The 17,192-nt window shown below is 64.3% G+C and carries 19 protein-coding genes and 1 tRNA gene; 5 read left to right on the top strand and 15 right to left on the bottom strand.

From position 1 onward, the window contains the following. Window positions 1–15: 15 nt before the first annotated feature. The 13 genes from rpoB to parC all read right to left on the bottom strand — a co-directional run bounded on the left by rpoB (window position 16) and on the right by parC (window position 13,212). Window positions 16–4,149, bottom strand: coding sequence for a DNA-directed RNA polymerase subunit beta (gene rpoB / locus ACSHZY_RS04830; protein WP_435166211.1), 4,134 nt, complete (start codon window positions 4,147–4,149; stop codon window positions 16–18). Window positions 4,150–4,391: 242 nt separating this feature from the next. Then, window positions 4,392–4,769: a 50S ribosomal protein L7/L12 gene (gene rplL / locus ACSHZY_RS04825; protein ID WP_435166208.1), complete on the bottom strand. Its 378-nt coding sequence runs from the start codon at window positions 4,767–4,769 to the stop codon at window positions 4,392–4,394. Window positions 4,770–4,835: 66 nt separating this feature from the next. After that, entirely contained in the window at window positions 4,836–5,351 is a 516-nt protein-coding gene (gene rplJ, locus ACSHZY_RS04820; RefSeq protein WP_435166205.1) for a 50S ribosomal protein L10, read from the bottom strand. 323 nt (window positions 5,352–5,674) lie between these two features. Next, window positions 5,675–6,370, bottom strand: a complete 696-nt coding sequence (rplA, locus tag ACSHZY_RS04815; RefSeq protein WP_435166202.1) for a 50S ribosomal protein L1 — start codon at window positions 6,368–6,370, stop codon at window positions 5,675–5,677. A gap of 3 nt (window positions 6,371–6,373) precedes the next feature. Next, window positions 6,374–6,826, bottom strand: a complete 453-nt coding sequence (rplK, locus tag ACSHZY_RS04810; RefSeq protein WP_435166199.1) for a 50S ribosomal protein L11 — start codon at window positions 6,824–6,826, stop codon at window positions 6,374–6,376. A 78-nt stretch (window positions 6,827–6,904) separates the two neighbouring features. Beyond that, window positions 6,905–7,444: a transcription termination/antitermination protein NusG gene (gene nusG, locus ACSHZY_RS04805; protein ID WP_435166196.1), complete on the bottom strand. Its 540-nt coding sequence runs from the start codon at window positions 7,442–7,444 to the stop codon at window positions 6,905–6,907. A gap of 134 nt (window positions 7,445–7,578) precedes the next feature. Beyond that, window positions 7,579–7,767, bottom strand: a complete 189-nt coding sequence (secE, locus tag ACSHZY_RS04800; protein ID WP_435166193.1) for a preprotein translocase subunit SecE — start codon at window positions 7,765–7,767, stop codon at window positions 7,579–7,581. Between the two features lie 67 nt (window positions 7,768–7,834). Continuing rightward, window positions 7,835–7,910, bottom strand: a tRNA-Trp gene (locus ACSHZY_RS04795). A gap of 95 nt (window positions 7,911–8,005) precedes the next feature. Beyond that, window positions 8,006–8,245, bottom strand: coding sequence for a hypothetical protein (locus ACSHZY_RS04790; RefSeq protein WP_435166190.1), 240 nt, complete (start codon window positions 8,243–8,245; stop codon window positions 8,006–8,008). A 186-nt stretch (window positions 8,246–8,431) separates the two neighbouring features. Continuing rightward, complete coding sequence (locus tag ACSHZY_RS04785; RefSeq protein ID WP_435166187.1) at window positions 8,432–8,656, bottom strand: hypothetical protein; 225 nt, start codon at window positions 8,654–8,656, stop codon at window positions 8,432–8,434. 314 nt (window positions 8,657–8,970) lie between these two features. After that, the gene (gene tuf / locus ACSHZY_RS04780; RefSeq protein WP_435166184.1) at window positions 8,971–10,146 is read right to left on the bottom strand and encodes an elongation factor Tu; all 1,176 of its coding nucleotides are present in this window, start codon (window positions 10,144–10,146) and stop codon (window positions 8,971–8,973) included. An 85-nt stretch (window positions 10,147–10,231) separates the two neighbouring features. After that, window positions 10,232–10,855 carry a hypothetical protein gene (locus ACSHZY_RS04775; protein ID WP_435166181.1) on the bottom strand — a complete coding sequence of 208 codons (624 nt, stop codon included), beginning with the start codon at window positions 10,853–10,855 and terminating at the stop codon, window positions 10,232–10,234. A 71-nt stretch (window positions 10,856–10,926) separates the two neighbouring features. After that, the gene (gene parC / locus ACSHZY_RS04770; protein ID WP_435166178.1) at window positions 10,927–13,212 is read right to left on the bottom strand and encodes a DNA topoisomerase IV subunit A; all 2,286 of its coding nucleotides are present in this window, start codon (window positions 13,210–13,212) and stop codon (window positions 10,927–10,929) included. A 118-nt stretch (window positions 13,213–13,330) separates the two neighbouring features. Here parC and ACSHZY_RS04765 point away from each other — a divergent pair, with 118 nt between their 5' ends. From ACSHZY_RS04765 to ACSHZY_RS04745, 5 genes are all read left to right on the top strand, one after another. Next, window positions 13,331–13,714: an SH3 domain-containing protein gene (locus ACSHZY_RS04765; RefSeq protein ID WP_435166175.1), complete on the top strand. Its 384-nt coding sequence runs from the start codon at window positions 13,331–13,333 to the stop codon at window positions 13,712–13,714. Window positions 13,715–13,753: 39 nt separating this feature from the next. Next, a complete protein-coding gene (locus ACSHZY_RS04760; protein WP_435166172.1) occupies window positions 13,754–14,578 on the top strand; it encodes an SDR family NAD(P)-dependent oxidoreductase in 825 nt (274 codons plus the stop codon). Further along, window positions 14,575–14,775 carry a hypothetical protein gene (locus ACSHZY_RS04755; protein WP_435166169.1) on the top strand — a complete coding sequence of 67 codons (201 nt, stop codon included), beginning with the start codon at window positions 14,575–14,577 and terminating at the stop codon, window positions 14,773–14,775. The genes ACSHZY_RS04760 and ACSHZY_RS04755 overlap by 4 nt, the downstream gene beginning before the upstream one ends. Window positions 14,776–14,888: 113 nt before the next feature. Continuing rightward, on the top strand, window positions 14,889–15,647 hold the full coding sequence (locus ACSHZY_RS04750) for an electron transfer flavoprotein subunit beta/FixA family protein (protein ID WP_435166166.1): 759 nt from the start codon (window positions 14,889–14,891) through the stop codon (window positions 15,645–15,647). Continuing rightward, on the top strand, window positions 15,647–16,534 hold the full coding sequence (locus ACSHZY_RS04745) for an electron transfer flavoprotein subunit alpha/FixB family protein (protein ID WP_435166163.1): 888 nt from the start codon (window positions 15,647–15,649) through the stop codon (window positions 16,532–16,534). Before ACSHZY_RS04750 ends, ACSHZY_RS04745 begins: the two co-directional genes overlap by 1 nt. Here the strand turns inward: ACSHZY_RS04745 and ACSHZY_RS04740 are convergent. Continuing rightward, complete coding sequence (locus ACSHZY_RS04740) at window positions 16,531–16,800, bottom strand: HPr family phosphocarrier protein (RefSeq protein WP_435166160.1); 270 nt, start codon at window positions 16,798–16,800, stop codon at window positions 16,531–16,533. The two genes, ACSHZY_RS04745 and ACSHZY_RS04740, sit on opposite strands and share 4 nt — an antisense overlap. Next, on the bottom strand, window positions 16,797–17,192 hold the full coding sequence (locus tag ACSHZY_RS04735) for a PTS sugar transporter subunit IIA (protein ID WP_435166157.1): 396 nt from the start codon (window positions 17,190–17,192) through the stop codon (window positions 16,797–16,799). Before ACSHZY_RS04735 ends, ACSHZY_RS04740 begins: the two co-directional genes overlap by 4 nt.

The raw sequence follows: 17,192 nt of genomic DNA, 5'->3' as shown, positions 1-17,192 counted from the left end.
AGGGCGCGAACGCCCTCACTCCTCCTCCGAATCCAGGAGTTCCATGTTGAGGCCCAGACCGCGGACCTCCTTGACGAGGACGTTGAACGATTCCGGCACGCCGGCTTCGAAGTTGTCCTCACCCTTGACGATCGACTCGTACATCTTCGTCCGGCCCGCGACGTCATCCGACTTCACCGTCAGCATCTCCTGCAGGGTGTAGGCGGCGCCGTAGGCTTCCAGCGCCCAGACCTCCATCTCACCCAGACGCTGACCACCGAACTGCGCCTTGCCGCCCAGCGGCTGCTGGGTCACGAGCGAGTACGGACCGGTCGAACGGGCGTGCAGCTTGTCGTCCACCAGGTGGTGGAGCTTCAGCATGTACTTCACACCCACCGTGACAGGACGTGCGAACTGTTCGCCCGAACGGCCGTCGAAGACGATCGACTGGCCGGATTCGTTGAAGCCCGCGCGGCGAAGCGCATCGTTCACGTCCGGCTCTTTCGCGCCGTCGAAGACCGGGGTCGCGATCGGAACGCCCTTGGTGACGTTGCCCGCCATTTCCAGGATGTCCTCGTCGTTCCGCTCGCCGAAGGCCGCGTCATACGTCTCGTCGCCATAGGCCAGACGCATCGCTTCCTTTACCGGAGTCATGTCACCCTTGCGGCGATACTCCTGCAGCGCTTCGTCGATCTTGATCCCCAGACCGCGCGCGGCCCAGCCCATGTGGGTTTCCAGGATCTGGCCGACGTTCATCCGCGACGGCACGCCCAGCGGGTTCAGCACGAGGTCGACCACGGTCCCGTCGGCAAGGAACGGCATGTCCTCCACCGGCACGACCTTGGAGATCACGCCCTTGTTGCCGTGACGACCGGCCATCTTGTCGCCCGGTTGCAGCTTGCGCTTCACCGCGACAAACACCTTGACCATCTTCATCACGCCCGGGGGCAGATCGTCGCCGCGACGGACCTTCTCGACCTTGTCCTCGAACCGGTGATCGAGCTGGCGCTTCTGGGCCTCGTACTGCTCGTGCAGCGCTTCGACCTCTTTCGCGTCGGCTTCCTCACCCAGGGCAAGCTGCCACCACTGGCCCTTGGACAGGGTGCCCAGCAGTTCGGCGTCGATGGTCGATCCGGACTTGATGCCCTTCGGACCCTTGACGGCCGTCTTGCCCAGAACCAGCGTCCGCAGGCGCGAGTAGATGTTGCGGTCGAGGATCGCCAGCTCGTCGTCGCGGTCGCGCGACAGGCGTTCGACTTCCTCACGCTCGATCTGCAGCGCACGTTCGTCCTTGTCGACGCCGTGACGGTTGAAGACCCGAACTTCCACGATCGTGCCGTAGGCCCCCGGCGGCAGGCGCAACGACGTGTCGCGCACGTCCGAGGCCTTCTCACCGAAGATGGCACGGAGCAGTTTCTCCTCCGGCGTCATCGGGGATTCGCCCTTCGGGGTGATCTTGCCGACCAGGATGTCGCCCGGCTGAACTTCGGCCCCGATATAGACGATGCCGGCTTCATCCAGGTTGCGCAGGGCTTCTTCGCCCACGTTCGGGATGTCGCGCGTGATCTCTTCCGGCCCCAGCTTCGTGTCGCGGGCGGCGACCTCGTATTCCTCGATATGGATCGAGGTGAAGACGTCATCCTTCAGGATGCGCTCCGAGATCAGGATCGAGTCCTCGTAGTTGTAGCCGTTCCACGGCATGAACGCGACGATGACGTTCCGGCCCAGGGCCAGTTCGCCCATGTCGGTGTTCGGACCGTCGGCCACGACCTCGCCGCGCGTCACCTGATCGCCCACCTTCACCAGCGGACGCTGGTTGATGCAGGACGACTGGTTCGACCGCTTGAACTTGCGCAGACGGTAGATGTCCACGCCCGGCTCGCCCGGCTCCAGCATCTCGGTCGCGCGGACCACGATACGGGTCGCGTCCACCTGGTCGATGATGCCGGCACGACGCGCCATGATCGCGGCGCCCGAATCGCGGGCCACGACCGCCTCGATCCCCGTGCCCACGAAGGGCGCGTCGGATTTCAGCAGCGGAACCGCCTGACGCTGCATGTTCGAACCCATCAGGGCGCGGTTGGCGTCGTCGTTTTCCAGGAACGGGATCAGCGAGGCCGCCACCGACACCAGCTGCTTCGGCGACACGTCGATCAGGTCCACGGCTTCCGGCGGGTTCAGCATGAACTCGCCCGCCTTGCGGGTGGAGATCAGGTCGCTGGTGAAGCGGCCGTTCTCGTCGATCGTCGCGTTCGCCTGGGCGACCGTGTGGCGCATCTCCTCGGTGGCGGAGATGTAGACCACGTCATCCGTGACCTGACCGTCCACGACCTTGCGGTACGGGGTTTCGATGAAGCCGTACTTGTTCACGCGGGCGAAGGTGGCCAGCGAGTTGATCAGACCGATGTTCTGACCTTCCGGAGTTTCGATCGGGCACATCCGGCCATAGTGGGTCGGGTGAACGTCGCGCACTTCGAAGCCCGCACGCTCGCGCGTCAGACCGCCCGGCCCCAGGGCCGAGAGACGACGCTTGTGCGTCACCTCGGACAGCGGGTTCGTCTGGTCCATGAACTGCGACAGCTGCGAGGAGCCGAAGAATTCACGCACCGCGGCCGCCGCGGGTTTCGCGTTGATCAGGTCCTGCGGCATGATCGTGTCGATCTCGACCGAGGACATGCGTTCCTTGATCGCGCGCTCCATGCGCAGGAGGCCGACGCGGTACTGGTTCTCCATCAGCTCGCCGACAGAACGCACACGACGGTTGCCGAGGTGGTCGATGTCGTCGATCTCGCCCTTGCCGTCGCGCAGTTCCGTCAGCGCCTTGATGCAGGCGATGATGTCGTCGCGGTCCAGCGTGCGCTGCGTGTCCGGCTTGTCCAGATCCAGGCGCATGTTCATCTTCACGCGGCCCACGGCAGACAGGTCGTAGCGCTCCGAATCGGCGAACAGCGTGTCGAACAGGTTCGACGCGGCTTCCACGGTCGGCGGCTCGCCCGGACGCATGACGCGGTAGATGTCCATGAGCGCGCCTTCGCGGCCCATGTTCTTGTCCGCGGCCATCGTGTTGCGGATGTAGGCGCCGACGTTGATGCCGTCGATGTCGAGGATCGGAAGCTCCGTGATGCCCTGATCCAGCAGCACCTTCAGGGTGCCGCCTTTCACTTCGCCATCACGGTCGTATTCCATGGTGAGCTCGTCACCGGCTTCGACCCAGATCTCGCCCGTTTCCTCGTTGATGATGTCCTGCGCCACGAAACGACCGATGATCTGGTCGAAGGGCAGCAGCAGTTCGGTGACCTGCGCCTCGTCGATCAGCTTCTTGACCATGCGCGGCGTCATCTTCTCGCCGGCCTTGCAGATCACTTCGCCGGTGGCCGCGTCGACCAGATCGTAGGTCGGACGGGTGCCGCGCACACGCTCGGGGAAGAACTTGGTGACCCAGCCTTTGTTCTTCTCGTAGCGGTAGCTGACCGTCTCGTAATAGGCGGACATGATCGCTTCCTGGTCCAGGCCCAGGGCATAGAGAAGCGTCGTCACCGGCAGTTTGCGGCGACGGTCGATGCGCGCGAAGACGATGTCCTTGGCGTCGAACTCGAAGTCGAGCCACGAACCGCGGTACGGAATGATGCGGCAGGCGAACAGCAGCTTCCCCGAGGAATGCGTCTTGCCCTTGTCGTGGTCGAAGAACACGCCCGGCGAACGGTGCATCTGGGACACGATCACCCGTTCGGTTCCGTTGACGATGAACGTGCCGTTCGAGGTCATCAGGGGCATGTCGCCCATGTAGACGTCCTGTTCCTTGATGTCCTTGACCGAACGGTTGCCCGTCGTCTCGTCGACATCGAACACGATCAGACGCAGGGTGACCTTCAGCGGCGCGGCATAGGTCATGTCGCGCTGCTGGCACTCGTCCACATCGTATTTCGGCTTCTCAAGCTCGTACTTCACGAACTCGAGCACTGCGGTCTCGTTGAAATCCTTGATGGGGAACACGGACTGGAAGACACCCTTGATCCCTTCGCCGTCCGCCGGAGTCTGGCCTTCGCCCGACTTCAGGAACAGGTCATAGGACGACTTCTGAACCTCGATGAGGTTCGGCATTTCCAGAACTTCACGGATTTTTCCGAAGTAACGGCGGATGCGCTTCTGGCCAACGTAGCTCTGAGCCATGCTCAAGGTCACCTTTCGTGTCTCGCGGGCGTGCGTCCGTCGGGGACCGGATGCGCGCCGCTTGCGAAGCAGGGGGTCAGGTTCCATTCATGCCCACCGTCCCACCGGCAGGCTCCCGAACCGTGAACCGCGCCTTGGGCGAGGCTTTCGAGAAAGCCCCCTCCAAGACAGGTTCGGCTGGGCCCGAATTCCTCGGACCCAGCCTTCGTGTGATGATCAGCGCCCGAAGGCACCGGTTCAGCTTAGCGCAGCTCGGCTTTCGCGCCAGCAGCTTCCAGCTTTTTCTTCATGTCTTCGGCTTCGGCTTTCGCGACGCCTTCTTTGATCTTGCCACCGGCTTCGACCAGGTCTTTGGCTTCTTTCAGGCCCAGACCGGTGATCGCACGCACTTCTTTGATGACGTTGATCTTGTTCGCGCCAGCGTCCGTCAGGACGACGTCGAACTCCGTCTTTTCTTCTTCGGCCGGTGCGCCTGCACCAGCAGCCGGGCCGGCCATCATGACGGCGCCACCGGCTGCCGGCTCGATGCCGTACTCGTCTTTCAGGATGGTTTTCAGTTCTTGCGCTTGCAGCAGCGTGAGGTTCACGATTTGCTCGGCGAGTGCTTTCAGATCAGCCATGTTCTGTTCCGTTCATTAAGATGGGTTCCGACGTGGGTGTATTCAACCACGCAGGTCAAGGATTGCTCAGGCGGCTTCCCGCTCCTCCAGGGTGGAGAGGATGCCGGCGATGTTCGAAGCAGGCGCGCCAATGGCACCGGCGATGTTCGAGGCGGGCGCACCGATGCAGCCGACGATCGAAGCGATGAGCTCCTCACGCGACGGCATGGCGGCCACGGCTTTCACACCGGCCGTGTCCAGGATCGTCTCGCCCATGGCCCCGCCCAGGATGACGAACTTGTCCGTCGACTTGGCGAAGTCCTCCGCGACCTTCGCAGCAGCGACAGGGTCTTCGGAGTAGGCGAGAACGGTCATGCCCGTGAGCAGGTCACCCATCGCAGCGGCGGGTTTCCCTTCAAGGGCGATCTTGGCGAGCTTGTTCTTGGCAACGCGTACGGATCCACCAACGACACGCATGCGCGCGCGCAGATCCTGCATCTGTGCAACCGTCAGACCTGCATAGTGGGCAACGACCACCACGCCAGAGCTTTCGAAGATCTGGCCGAGTTCCTCGACCACTTGCTCTTTCTGGGCTCTATCCACAGGTTCACTCCAAGTATGGGGGTTTCCCCCCGGCTCAGTTGGTGCCTTCACCCGAAAGGATGAAGACGTCGGGTCCCAAAGGGTCCCGAGGCCATGATCGCCCGAGGAAATTCCCCGGAAAAACAGTCTCGACAACCCATCTCAGGCAGGCAATTAAGCGGATCGCTCCGCACCCACCGTCTAGGACGAATACAGCACCCCGCGACGAATCGCGCGGACGCTGTAGAGGCCTCCTATAGACCGCGACCGCGCCCCCGGCAAGGGGCCAACGAAAAAGGCCGCCGACCCTTTCGGGCGGCGGCCTTCCTGTGGTGCAGGCAGGATCAGTTGCCGGAGGCCGAAGCCAGGTCCAGTGCAACGCCCGGGCCCATCGTGGAGGACACGGACACCTTCTTCACGTAGGTGCCCTTGGCGCCCGCCGGACGTGCGCGCGACACGGCCTCGACGAAGGCGCGGATGTTCTCGGCCAGCTTGTTCTCCTCGAAGGAGACCTTGCCGATACCTGCATGGATCACGCCGGCCTTTTCAACCTTGAACTGGACTTCACCGCCCTTGGCGTTGCCGACGGCGCCGGCGACATCCATGGTCACGGTGCCGACCTTCGGGTTCGGCATCAGGTTGCGCGGGCCCAGGATCTTGCCCAGACGGCCGACCAGCGGCATCATGTCCGGCGTCGCGATGCAACGATCGAAGTCGATCTTGCCCGACTGGATCGATTCCATCAGGTCCTCGGCGCCGACGATGTCGGCACCGGCGGCCTTGGCTTCGTCCGCTTTCGCACCGCGCGCGAACACGGCGACGCGAACCGTCTTGCCCGTGCCGTTCGGCAGGGTGACGACGCCACGGACCATCTGGTCGGCGTGACGCGGATCGACGCCCAGGTTCATCGCGATTTCCAGCGTTTCGTCGAACTTGGCCGAAGCCGTGCCCTTGATCAGCTTGACCGCATCCTCGACCGTGATCAGGTTCTTGCCTTCGAACGCGGTGCGGGCGGCTTTCGTACGTTTACCAATGGCCATGACTTACCCCTTGACCTCGATGCCGCAGGATTTCGCCGAACCCAGGATGATCTGCATCGCAGCTTCCACGGAGTTGGCGTTCAGGTCCTTCATCTTCGCTTCGGCGATCGAACGGATCTGTGCGACCGTGACCGAACCCGCGACTTCGCGGCCCGGTTTCACGGAGCCCTTGGCGCGGTTGCGCTTGCCCACGGGGGGCAGGCCTGCGGCCTTTTTCAGCAGGAAGGAGGCCGGAGCCGTCTTCATCTCGAGGCTGAAGGACTTGTCCTGGTAGTAGGTGATGATGACCGGCGTGGGCGTGCCCGGCTCGATATCGGCGGTCTTCGCGTTGAATTCCTTCACGAAGGCCATGATGTTCAGGCCGCGCTGACCCAGTGCCGGGCCGACGGGCGGGGACGGGTTGGCTTGCCCCGCTTTGACTTGCAGCTTCAGCTGCCCGATGATCTTCTTGGCCATGTGGCCTCTCCTTTGTCACAATGCCCGAAGGCACGGTTTAGTGGTCCGGTCCCGAAACGGGACCTCCCACGGGCTTCCTCAGTTGCCTTTCGACACCTGAGTGAATTCCAGTTCGACCGGGGTCGCGCGGCCGAAGATCGACACGGTGACCTTCAGGCGCGAGTTGTCCTCGTCCACGTCCTCCACCTGACCGGTGAAGCCTTCGAACGGGCCGTCGGTTACGCTCACGGTTTCACCGATCTCGTAGCGGATCAGGTTGCGCGGTGCGGCGACCTCGCCCGTCACGTCGGTGCGGTGCAGGATGTCGTTCACCTCGGCGTCGCGCATCGCCATGGGGCGGCCTTGCGGGCCAAGGAACCCCGTGACGCGGTTGATCGAGGTGATCAGGTGATATCCGCGGCTCGTCATCTCCATGCGAACCAGCACGTAGCCGGGCATGAAGCGGCGCTCGCTCGTCACCTTCTTCCCGCGACGGATCTCGATCACGTCCTCGGTCGGAACGACCACTTCCTCGATCTCGTCCTCAAGACCGGCTTCGATCACGGCTTGCTTGATCTGCTCGGCAATCTTCTTCTCGAAGTTCGAGAGGACGCTTACCGAATACCAACGCTTCGCCATGCCAGCCACCTATCTTCATCTGCTTCGAGGCCTAGCCCCGTAATGTAAAACAGCGCGCAACCGAATCGCTGCGCGCCCGTTCCAGGATCACAGGAAGGGGCAATAAAGCCACCCTCCCCCGATGACAAGGATTATCAGAACGCCTTGAGGATCTGGGCAAGGCCCGTCCGGATGCCGACATCGACCAGCGAGAAGAAGGTCGCGGTCAGCGCGGCCAGCACCAAAACCATGACCGTCGTCAGCACCACCTCGCGGCGGGTTGGCCAGACGACCTTGCCGACCTCGGTGCGCACCTGCTGGAAGAACTGGATGGGATTGGTCATTGCGTCATCCTCTGTCGCGTCCGCGCGCTGATACACGCTTCGCACTTGCGGATCAAGGCGGGGAATATGGCAGGAGTTGGGGGACTCGAACCCACGACCCTCGGTTTTGGAGACCGATGCTCTACCAACTGAGCTAAACTCCTACTTGCCCGCCAGATAAAGAAGGATGCGGGGGTTGGCAAGGCCAGAAATGCAAAAGGCCGCCCCAAAGGGCGGCCCGCATGGTTGCTGAAGGGACTTACATCGTTTCCAGGATCGTCTCGAGTTCGCCTTCCGTCAGACCGTCATCTTCGACTTCTTCGTTGATTTCGTTGATCTGGATCGGGGTCAGCGTCGTCACGTCCAAATTCGGATCCAGCGTGCGCAGTTGTTCGATCGCGCCGGAATCCAGCATAGTGTCACCCGGAGCGGCGGTTTGAGCAAAAGCGGCACCCGACAGGGCAACGAGGGCGGCGGTGGTCAGAGCGAGAACTTTCATCAAGTATCCTTCCGTCTTCTATGAAGCGGCGTGGCCGCATGGTCGTCCGCTCCAAGGCGGCTACGACCAAAGAACGCGTGGATCACCTAAAAAGTTCAGCTTGAGCATGAGATTTTTTGAAGGAACCAAAGACAAGGCCGCCCGTTTGGGCGGCCTTGCAAGCGCGAGAGCAGACGCGCGAATAAATCAGTTGGCCAGGATGGTGCGCAGTTCCGGCTGGCTCAGACCGTCGTTCGAAGCCACTGCGTTGTTGATTTCACGAACCTGAAGCGGGGTCAGGGTGTCCAGCTGCACGGTCGGGGCCAGAGTGGCAAGGGTCACCTGAGCGTTTGAGCTCAGGTTCGACGAAGCTGCCGAAGCCATGCCGGCAAAGGCAATAAGAGCAGCGGATGCAAGGGCGAAGCGTGTCATGATGTGTTCCATTTTGCTTTTTTAAGGCGACATTCTCTGTCGTCCCTTCCCATATGCACACCACCTGTCGGCTTGAAAAGGGGCCGTAGGAGGAATTCTTTTCCGCCATTTGCCGGGTGTTAGCCGCGTTGAAGGGGCTGTGTCACAAATCTGTTGTATATCATTTACTTAACGTCCTATTTATAAGGCTCCGATGTGGCTTGCATAAATTGCATGTCCGTCATGCAGGTTCTTGACCCACCCTTCCCCTGCGCCGCCAATGCAAAAAGCCGCCCCGGGGGGCGGCTTTTCAAACAAGCTGAAGCTTTGCCAGATCAGGCGATGATTTTCGAGACGACGCCGGCGCCGACGGTGCGGCCGCCTTCACGGATGGCGAAGCGCAGCTTCTCTTCCATGGCGATCGGCGCGATCAGCTCGACGTTGAACTTCAGGTTGTCGCCCGGCATCACCATCTCGGTGCCTTCCGGCAGCTGGACGGTGCCCGTCACGTCCGTCGTGCGGAAGTAGAACTGCGGACGGTAGTTCGCGAAGAACGGCGTGTGGCGGCCACCTTCCTCTTTCGTGAGGATGTAGGCTTCGGCTTCGAACTTCGTGTGCGGCTTCACCGAGTTCGGCTTGCACAGAACCTGGCCACGCTCGATGCCTTCACGGTCCACGCCGCGCAGCAGCAGGCCCACGTTGTCGCCCGCTTCGCCCTGGTCCAGCAGCTTGCGGAACATCTCGACGCCCGTGCACACCGTCTTCTTGGTGTCGCGGATGCCGACGATCTCCACTTCCTCGCCGACCTTCACGACGCCACGCTCGATGCGGCCCGTCGCCACCGTGCCACGACCCGAGATCGAGAACACGTCCTCGACCGGCATCAGGAACGGCTGGTCCACGGCGCGCGCCGGCGTCGGGATGTACTCGTCCACGGCCGCGATCAGCGCGCGGATGGAGTTCTCGCCGATCTCGGGATCGCGGCCTTCCATGGCGGCCAGGGCCGAGCCCTTGATGATCGGGATGTCGTCGCCCGGGTAGTCGTAGGACGACAGAAGCTCGCGCACTTCCATCTCCACCAGTTCCAGCAGCTCTTCGTCATCCACCTGGTCGACCTTGTTCAGGTAGACGACCATGTACGGAATGCCGACCTGACGGCCCAGCAGGATGTGCTCGCGCGTTTGGGGCATCGGGCCGTCGGCCGCGTTCACCACCAGGATCGCGCCGTCCATCTGCGCCGCACCCGTGATCATGTTCTTCACGTAGTCGGCGTGGCCGGGGCAGTCCACGTGCGCGTAGTGGCGCGACGCCGACTCGTATTCCACGTGCGCCGTCGAGATCGTGATCCCGCGCGCCTTCTCTTCCGGAGCGCCGTCGATCTGGTCGTACGCGCGGAACTCGCCGAAGTACTTCGTGATCGCCGCCGTCAGCGTCGTCTTGCCGTGGTCAACGTGACCGATCGTGCCAATGTTGACGTGCGGTTTCGTCCGTTCAAACTTTGCCTTTGCCATCGTGGGCGCCTCGAAGTTTCGGGGGCCCACCGGGCCCGGTTCATACCGCGCGGCAAATACTCACCACCGCGCGGAAAATCAAGTGTCAGTTGACGGATGGCCCCGCCGCGGTGGCGGGCTCGACCGGCGGCGCGGCCACCACCACGGGGTCCGAACCGGTTTCGGGAACCGGGGCCGGCGACTGGATGTCGAACCATTCCGGGTTCTCCTGGAACCACTGCTCCACCCGCTTGGCCGCGTTGTAGGCCAGCGAGTCCATCTGCCGGTCGCGCCCGCGGATCAGTCCGGAGCCGAGGATGTTGGCGCCCGCATCTTCCCACAGGGTGATCTGCTTGCCTTCGGCGTTCAGCTTCTTCTGCGCCGCGTCGTCCCAGACGTTGGCCGTGATCACCAGCACGGATTTCGGGGCGGCGATGACGGGAATGCCGGGCGGGGCCAGGGCATAGCCGTCGACGCTGATCCCGATGTTGTACATCTTCGACCCCTTGTAGCGGCCAAAGCGTTGCTGAATCGCGTCCGTGATCGCGGCTTCCCATTCCTCTTCCGAGGCGGTGCGCGAGATCGGCACCTTCTCGGCCTTGTCGGCCACGGCGATGTTCAGGCCCAGACGGAAGTTGCCCATGTCCACCGGCGGTTCGTCCAGATCGCGTCGCCCGCAGGCGGAAACGGCGGCCAGACCGGCGCACAGAACAAGAATGCGGATCAGCATGCGTCACTCCCTTGGGTCGGCGTCACAGTAGGGGGAAAGCCAAGGGCCGCAAGCCCGAAACGCCCCATCCTTCAGAAACGGTTGTCGCGGGGGAAGCCCCGGGGCGCCATGCGGCCGGCCGTCGCGCGGGCGGCCAGCCATTCGGACAGGTCCGTTTCGCGCCGGTTGCGGCCGCCTTCCAACTGCCAGGCGATCCCGTCAGCGAGGCTGAAGGTGATCGCGTCCGACAGGCCGCCATCCTTGTAGCGTTGAAGCCGCACACCCTTGCCTTTGCCCATCTCGGGCAGTTCGCTGATCGGGAAGACCAGCATCTTGCGGTTGTCGCCCACCACTGCGACGTGATCGCCGGTCACCGGCTTCACCAGCGCGGTCCTTGCGCCATCCTTCACCGTCAGAACGGCCTTGCCCGCGCGGGTCTGCGCCACCGCCTCCTCGGCCGGCAGGATGAACCCGTCCCCGGCGGTGGAAGCAATCAGCCACTTCATCCCCGGCTTCCAGATGACGAGATCCGTGATCTCCGCCTCATTCGGCAGGTCCACCATCAGGCGGACGGGTTCGCCCATGCCGCGCCCGCCGGGCAGGTTCGCCCCGATCAGCGTGTAGAAACGACCGTTGGAGCCGACCAGCAGGATCTTGTCCGTCGTCTCGGCGTGGAAGATGAAGCGGGGCGCGTCGCCGTCCTTGAACTTCACGTCCTGGTCCAGCGCGACATGCCCCTTCATGGCGCGGATCCAGCCCATCTTCGAGCAGATGACGGTGATCGGCTCCCGCTCGATCATGGCCTCGAAGGGCACGTCCTCGATCACGCCCGCCTCGGCAAAGGCGGAACGGCGGGCGCCCAGGGCCGTGCCTTTCCCGAAGGACTTCTGGATCGCTCCCAGCTCCTTGCCAATGGCCTTCCACTGCTTCGCCTCGCTCTCCAGCAGGGCGTGCAAATCAGCCTTCTCGGCGGTCAGCGCGTCGCGCTCGGCCAGAAGCTCCATCTCCTCCAGCCGCCGCAAGGACCGCAGGCGCAGGTTCAGGATCGCCTCCGCCTGCACGTCCGACAGCGTTCCTTCCCCGGTGGGAGAGATATAGTCCGCTTCGGTCACCGCCTTCGGGCGGGTCAGCGTCCAGTCCTCGGCCATCAGGGCGCGCTTGGGGTTGTCGTCATAACGGATGATGTCGATGACGCGGTCCAGATGCAGGAAGGCGGTGATCAGGCCCTCCAGCACCTCCAGCTGGTGGTCGATCTTGTCCAGCCGGTGCTGCGACCGGCGCACCAGAACCTCGCGCCGGTGATCGAGGAAGGCGCGCAGCACCTCCTTCAGCGAACACACCTTGGGCGTGCGCCCGTCGATCAGCACGTTCATGTTCAGGCTGAACCGCGTTTCAAGGTCGGAGTTCTTGAAGAGCATGCCCATCAGCATCTCGGGCTCCACCGTCCGGGCCCGGGGCTCCAGCACGATGCGGATGTCGTCGGCCGATTCGTCGCGCACATCGGCCAGAAGCGGCACCTTGCGGGTCTGGATTAGCTCGGCCAGACGCTCGATCAGCTTGGACTTCTGGACCTGGTACGGGATCTCCGTCACCACGATCTGCCAGTTGCCGCGGCCCAGATCCTCCTTTTCCCACTTCGCGCGGGTGCGGAACGATCCGCGCCCGGTGCGGTAGGCTTCCAGGATGACCGAACGCGGCTCCACGATGATGCCGCCGGTGGGGAAGTCGGGACCGGGCACAAGGTCCACCAACGCCTCGTCCGGCAGGTCCGGCGTCTTGATCATCGCTTGGCAGGCGTCGATCAGCTCGTGCAGGTTGTGGGGCGGGATGTTCGTCGCCATCCCCACCGCGATGCCCGACGCGCCGTTGGCCAGCAGGTTCGGAAAGGCCGCCGGCATGACCACTGGTTCTTCCAGCGTGCCGTCGTAGTTGGGGCGGAAATCGACCGCGTTCTCGGCCAGCCCTTCCATCAGCGTTTCCGCGATGGGGGTCAGCCGCGCCTCGGTGTAGCGGGAGGCGGCGGGGTTGTCGCCGTCGATGTTGCCGAAGTTGCCCTGCCCGTCCACCAGCGGATAGCGGACGTTGAAATCCTGCGCCAGCCGCGCCATCGCGTCATAGATCGCGGCGTCGCCATGCGGGTGATAGTTGCCCATCACGTCGCCCGAGATCTTGGCCGACTTCCGGAAGCCGCCGGTGGGCGACAGCCGCAACTCGCGCATGGCGTAAAGGATGCGCCGGTGCACCGGCTTCAACCCGTCCCGCGCGTCCGGCAACGCACGGTTCATGATCGTGGACAGCGCATAGGTCAGGTACCGCTCGCCGATGGCGCGCGACAGGGGTTCGAAGGTCAGTGCGGGTTCGTTCGGGGCATCGGTCATGCCCCATCCTCTAGTCCCCTGCGCGCCGCCGGTCCAGAGGGCGGAACCTTTTCACGTCTGCGAGATTGTTCTGCCAACCAGCAAGATCCTGCCGAGCGAGGATGCCAAAATGATCCGCATGACCCTGATTCTGAGCGCTGCCGTTTATGCCACCCTCGTGGTTGCCGGCACGGACAAGGGACAGGTGCGGGCCGGTCTGGCCAATGCCCAGCCCCGTGCCGCCGTGGAAACCTACCGCTACATCCCCGTGCCCCAGACGGTGGCTGCGGTCCAGACCGCCACCGCGCTGCCCACGGCCGTGGTGACGGCCGCCGCCGTGAACCTCCGCTCCGGCCCGTCGACCGGCAGCGAAAGCCTCGACAAGCTGCACCACGGAGAAGAGGTCACCGTCGTCTCCACCAAGGGTCCGTGGACGCAGATCCGTCTGGAAGGCAGCGGCGGCGAAGGCTGGGTCGCCTCGGAATACCTTGCGGCGATGCCGGTGCGGATGGCCGGCAACTGAGCGCTGGCCTTTGTGGACCCCGCGTTCCATAACGGGCGCATGACACGGTCCATCCTCATCACCGGCTGTTCCTCCGGGATCGGCCATGACGCGGCCAAGGGGTTGCACACCCGCGGCTGGCGCGTTTTCGCGACCTGCCGCGCTGCCGAGGATTGCGAACGTCTGGCCGCCGAAGGTCTGGAAAGCTTTCCTCTCGATCTGGACAGTCCCGCCTCCATCCAGGGGGCGCTGGATCAGGTTCTGGCCCGCACGGGCGGCACGCTGGACGCGCTGTACAACAACGGCGCCTTTGCCTGCCCCGGCGCGGTGGAGGACATTCCCCGCGACGCCCTGCGCGCGATCTTCGAAACCAATCTGTTCGGCACCCATGACCTGACCCGTCGCGTGATTCCGGTCATGCGCAGGCAGGGGCATGGCCGCATCCTGAACTGCTCCTCGGTTCTGGGCTTCGTGGGCGCGAAATGGCGCGGGGCCTATGCGTCCACGAAATTCGCGATGGAAGGCCTGACCGACATCCTGCGGCTGGAGATGGAGGGCACGGGCGTCCACGTGGTCCTGATCCAGCCCGGCCCCATCACGTCGGACCTGCGGCGCAAGGCCATCCCACATTTCGAACGCTGGATCGACTGGAAGACCGCCGCCCGCGCCGACGAATATCGCGGCCTTCTGCACCGCCTTTACGAAGAAAAGACGCCGGACCGCTGGGAACTGCCCGCCCGCGCCGTGACCGACGTGATCGCCCGCGCGCTGGAGGCCGAGCGCCCCCGCGCCCGCTACCGCATCACGGCGCCGACGAAGGCCATGGCTGTCGCGAAGCGCCTTCTCCCCACATCGACCCTCGATCGTCTGCTGAGCCGCGCATGAATCCCTTGACCCCACAGGCCGTCTTCATCCTTGGCTGCATCGGGGCCATCGCCGTCCTGGGGATCGCGATGATCCTTCTCAGCTGGCAGACGGACAGCCCCAAACGCAACCGGCAGATGCGCGCCGCGCGGGCCGGGGCGCTGGGCCTGATCTTCGTGATGGTCCTTCTGATCGTGTGGCGTGTGAAGAACGGATGACGGGGGCGGTTGTCTTCCGCCCGCTTTCGGTTTGTATTCGGCCGACGCCGCCCGTGACACGGGTAAGCAAATGACGAACGGCCCTTGGCCATGATGAGTGTTGGGAGAAGCGGATGAAGGTTCTTGTGCCGGTCAAACGCGTGATTGACTACAACGTGAAGGTCCGGGTGAAGTCGGATGGAACGGGTGTTGATCTGGCGAACGTGAAGATGTCGATGAACCCGTTCGACGAGATCGCGGTGGAGGAGGCGATCCGCCTGAAGGAGAAGGGGATCGCGACCGAGGTCGTGGTGGTGTCGATCGGGGTGAAGCAGGCGGGGGACACGCTGCGCACGGCGATGGCGATGGGCGCGGACCGCGCGATCCTCGTGACGGCGTCCGAGGACGCGGCCACGGACATCGAGCCCCTGGCGGTGGCCAAGATCCTTGCGAAGGTGGTGGCGGCCGAAGGGCCCTCGCTGGTGATCGCGGGCAAGCAGGCGATCGACAACGACATGAACGCGACGGGGCAGATGCTGTCGGCGCTGCTGGGCTGGGGCCAGGCGACCTTCGCCTCCAAGCTGGAGGTGGAGGGCGACGCGGCCCTTGTCAAGCGCGAGATCGACGGCGGCATGCAGACGATCCGCGTGGCGCTGCCCGCGATCGTGACGGCCGACCTGCGCCTGAACGAGCCGCGTTATGCCAGCCTGCCCAACATCATGAAGGCCAAGAAGAAGCCGCTGGAGGAGAAGACGCCCGCCGATTACGGCGTGAACATCGCCCCGCGGCTGACGGTGCTGAAGACGGAAGAACCGGTGATGCGGGCGGCGGGGATCAAGGTCGGCTCGGTGGACGAGCTGGTGGCGAAACTGAAAGACGCGGGGGTGCTCTGATGGCCGTTCTTCTTCTGGCCGAGGCGGGCAGCCTCGATGCGACAGCGCGCGCGCTGACGGCCGCCAAGGCCCTGGGCGAGGTGACGGCGCTGGTGGTGGGGCCCGACGCTTCGGGCGTGGCGGCGCTGGACGGGGTGGCGCGCGTGCTGCACGCCGCGGCCGACCACGTCATGGCCGAACCCGTGGCCACGCTGATCGCGGACCTGTCGGGGTTCAGCCACATCGTGGCGCCCTCCACCTCGGACACGCGCAACATCCTGCCGCGGGTGGCGGCGCTTCTGGACGTGATGATCATCCCCGACGTTCTGGCGGTGGTGGACGATGCGACCTTCACCCGCACGGCCTATGCCGGCAACGCGGTGCAGACGGTGCGTTCGGCCGATCCGGTGAAGGTGCTGACGGTGCGCACGACGGCCTTCGCCCCCGCGGGCACCGGCGCCCCCGCCCCGGTGGAGCCTGTAGCGCTGGCGGATGCAGGCCTGTCGGCCTGGGTCGCCGATCACATCGCGGCGACGGACCGGCCGGAGCTTGGCTCGGCTAGGATCGTGGTGTCAGGCGGCCGCGGGATCGGGTCGGAGGAGAACTTCGGCATCGTCACGGCGCTGGCCGACAAGCTGGGCGCGGCCGTGGGCGCGTCGCGCGCGGCGGTGGATGCGGGATATGCCCCCAACGACTGGCAGGTGGGGCAGACAGGCACGGTGGTGGCGCCGGACCTTTACATCGCCTGCGGCATCTCGGGCGCGATCCAGCACCTGGCGGGCATGAAGGACAGCAAGGTCATCGTCGCCATCAACAAGGACGAGGACGCGCCGATCTTCCAGGTCGCCGACTACGGCCTCGTCGGTGATGTCTTCACCCTCGTCCCGGAACTGACCGCAAAGGTCTAATGCTCCTCGCCGAAGCGATTGGCCACCAGCGTTTCCAGCGCGTCGGCCAGCGCTTCGGCTTCCCGGCCCGTGGTGACCACGCCGATGCTGGTCCCGCGCGAGGCCGCCAGCATCAGCAACCCCATGATCGAATCGCCCGACACGTCCATCCCGTCCTTGGACACGGTGGCCTCGGCGTCGAACTCCTCCACCACCTCCACGAAGCGGGCCGAGGCGCGCGCGTGCAGGCCCTTTTCGTTGACGATGCGCAAGTCGCGACGGATCACTGTGCTTCACCCAGATCAAGGCTGTTGATGTATTTGCGCCCGGCGTCCAGCGCCAGCGCGACCGCGTCCTGCACCGGCAGTTCGCGGGATTTGGCCAGCTTGATCAGCATGGGCAGGTTGGCGCCATAAATGATGCGCCGGTTGCGCCCCGCGCAGGCGGGAAGCGACAGATTCGAGGGCGATCCCCCGAACATGTCCGTCACCACGACGACACCGCCCCCGGTGTCGACGGCATGCGCGGCCGCGCTGATTTCGGCTTGCTTGGCAATGCGATCGTGCTCGTCCTCGATCGTGATGGCCGCCATCGCGGGCTGTTTGCCCACGACATGCTCCACCGCCGAGAGGTATTCCCTCGCCAATCCGCCATGTGCCACGATCACGATTCCGATCAC

The organism is Falsirhodobacter sp. 1013, assembly GCF_051195255.1.
Taxonomy (GTDB): domain Bacteria; phylum Pseudomonadota; class Alphaproteobacteria; order Rhodobacterales; family Rhodobacteraceae; genus Falsirhodobacter.
Note: the sequence above shows the minus strand (reverse complement) of the source record. Positions and strands in the feature narration are given on the sequence as shown.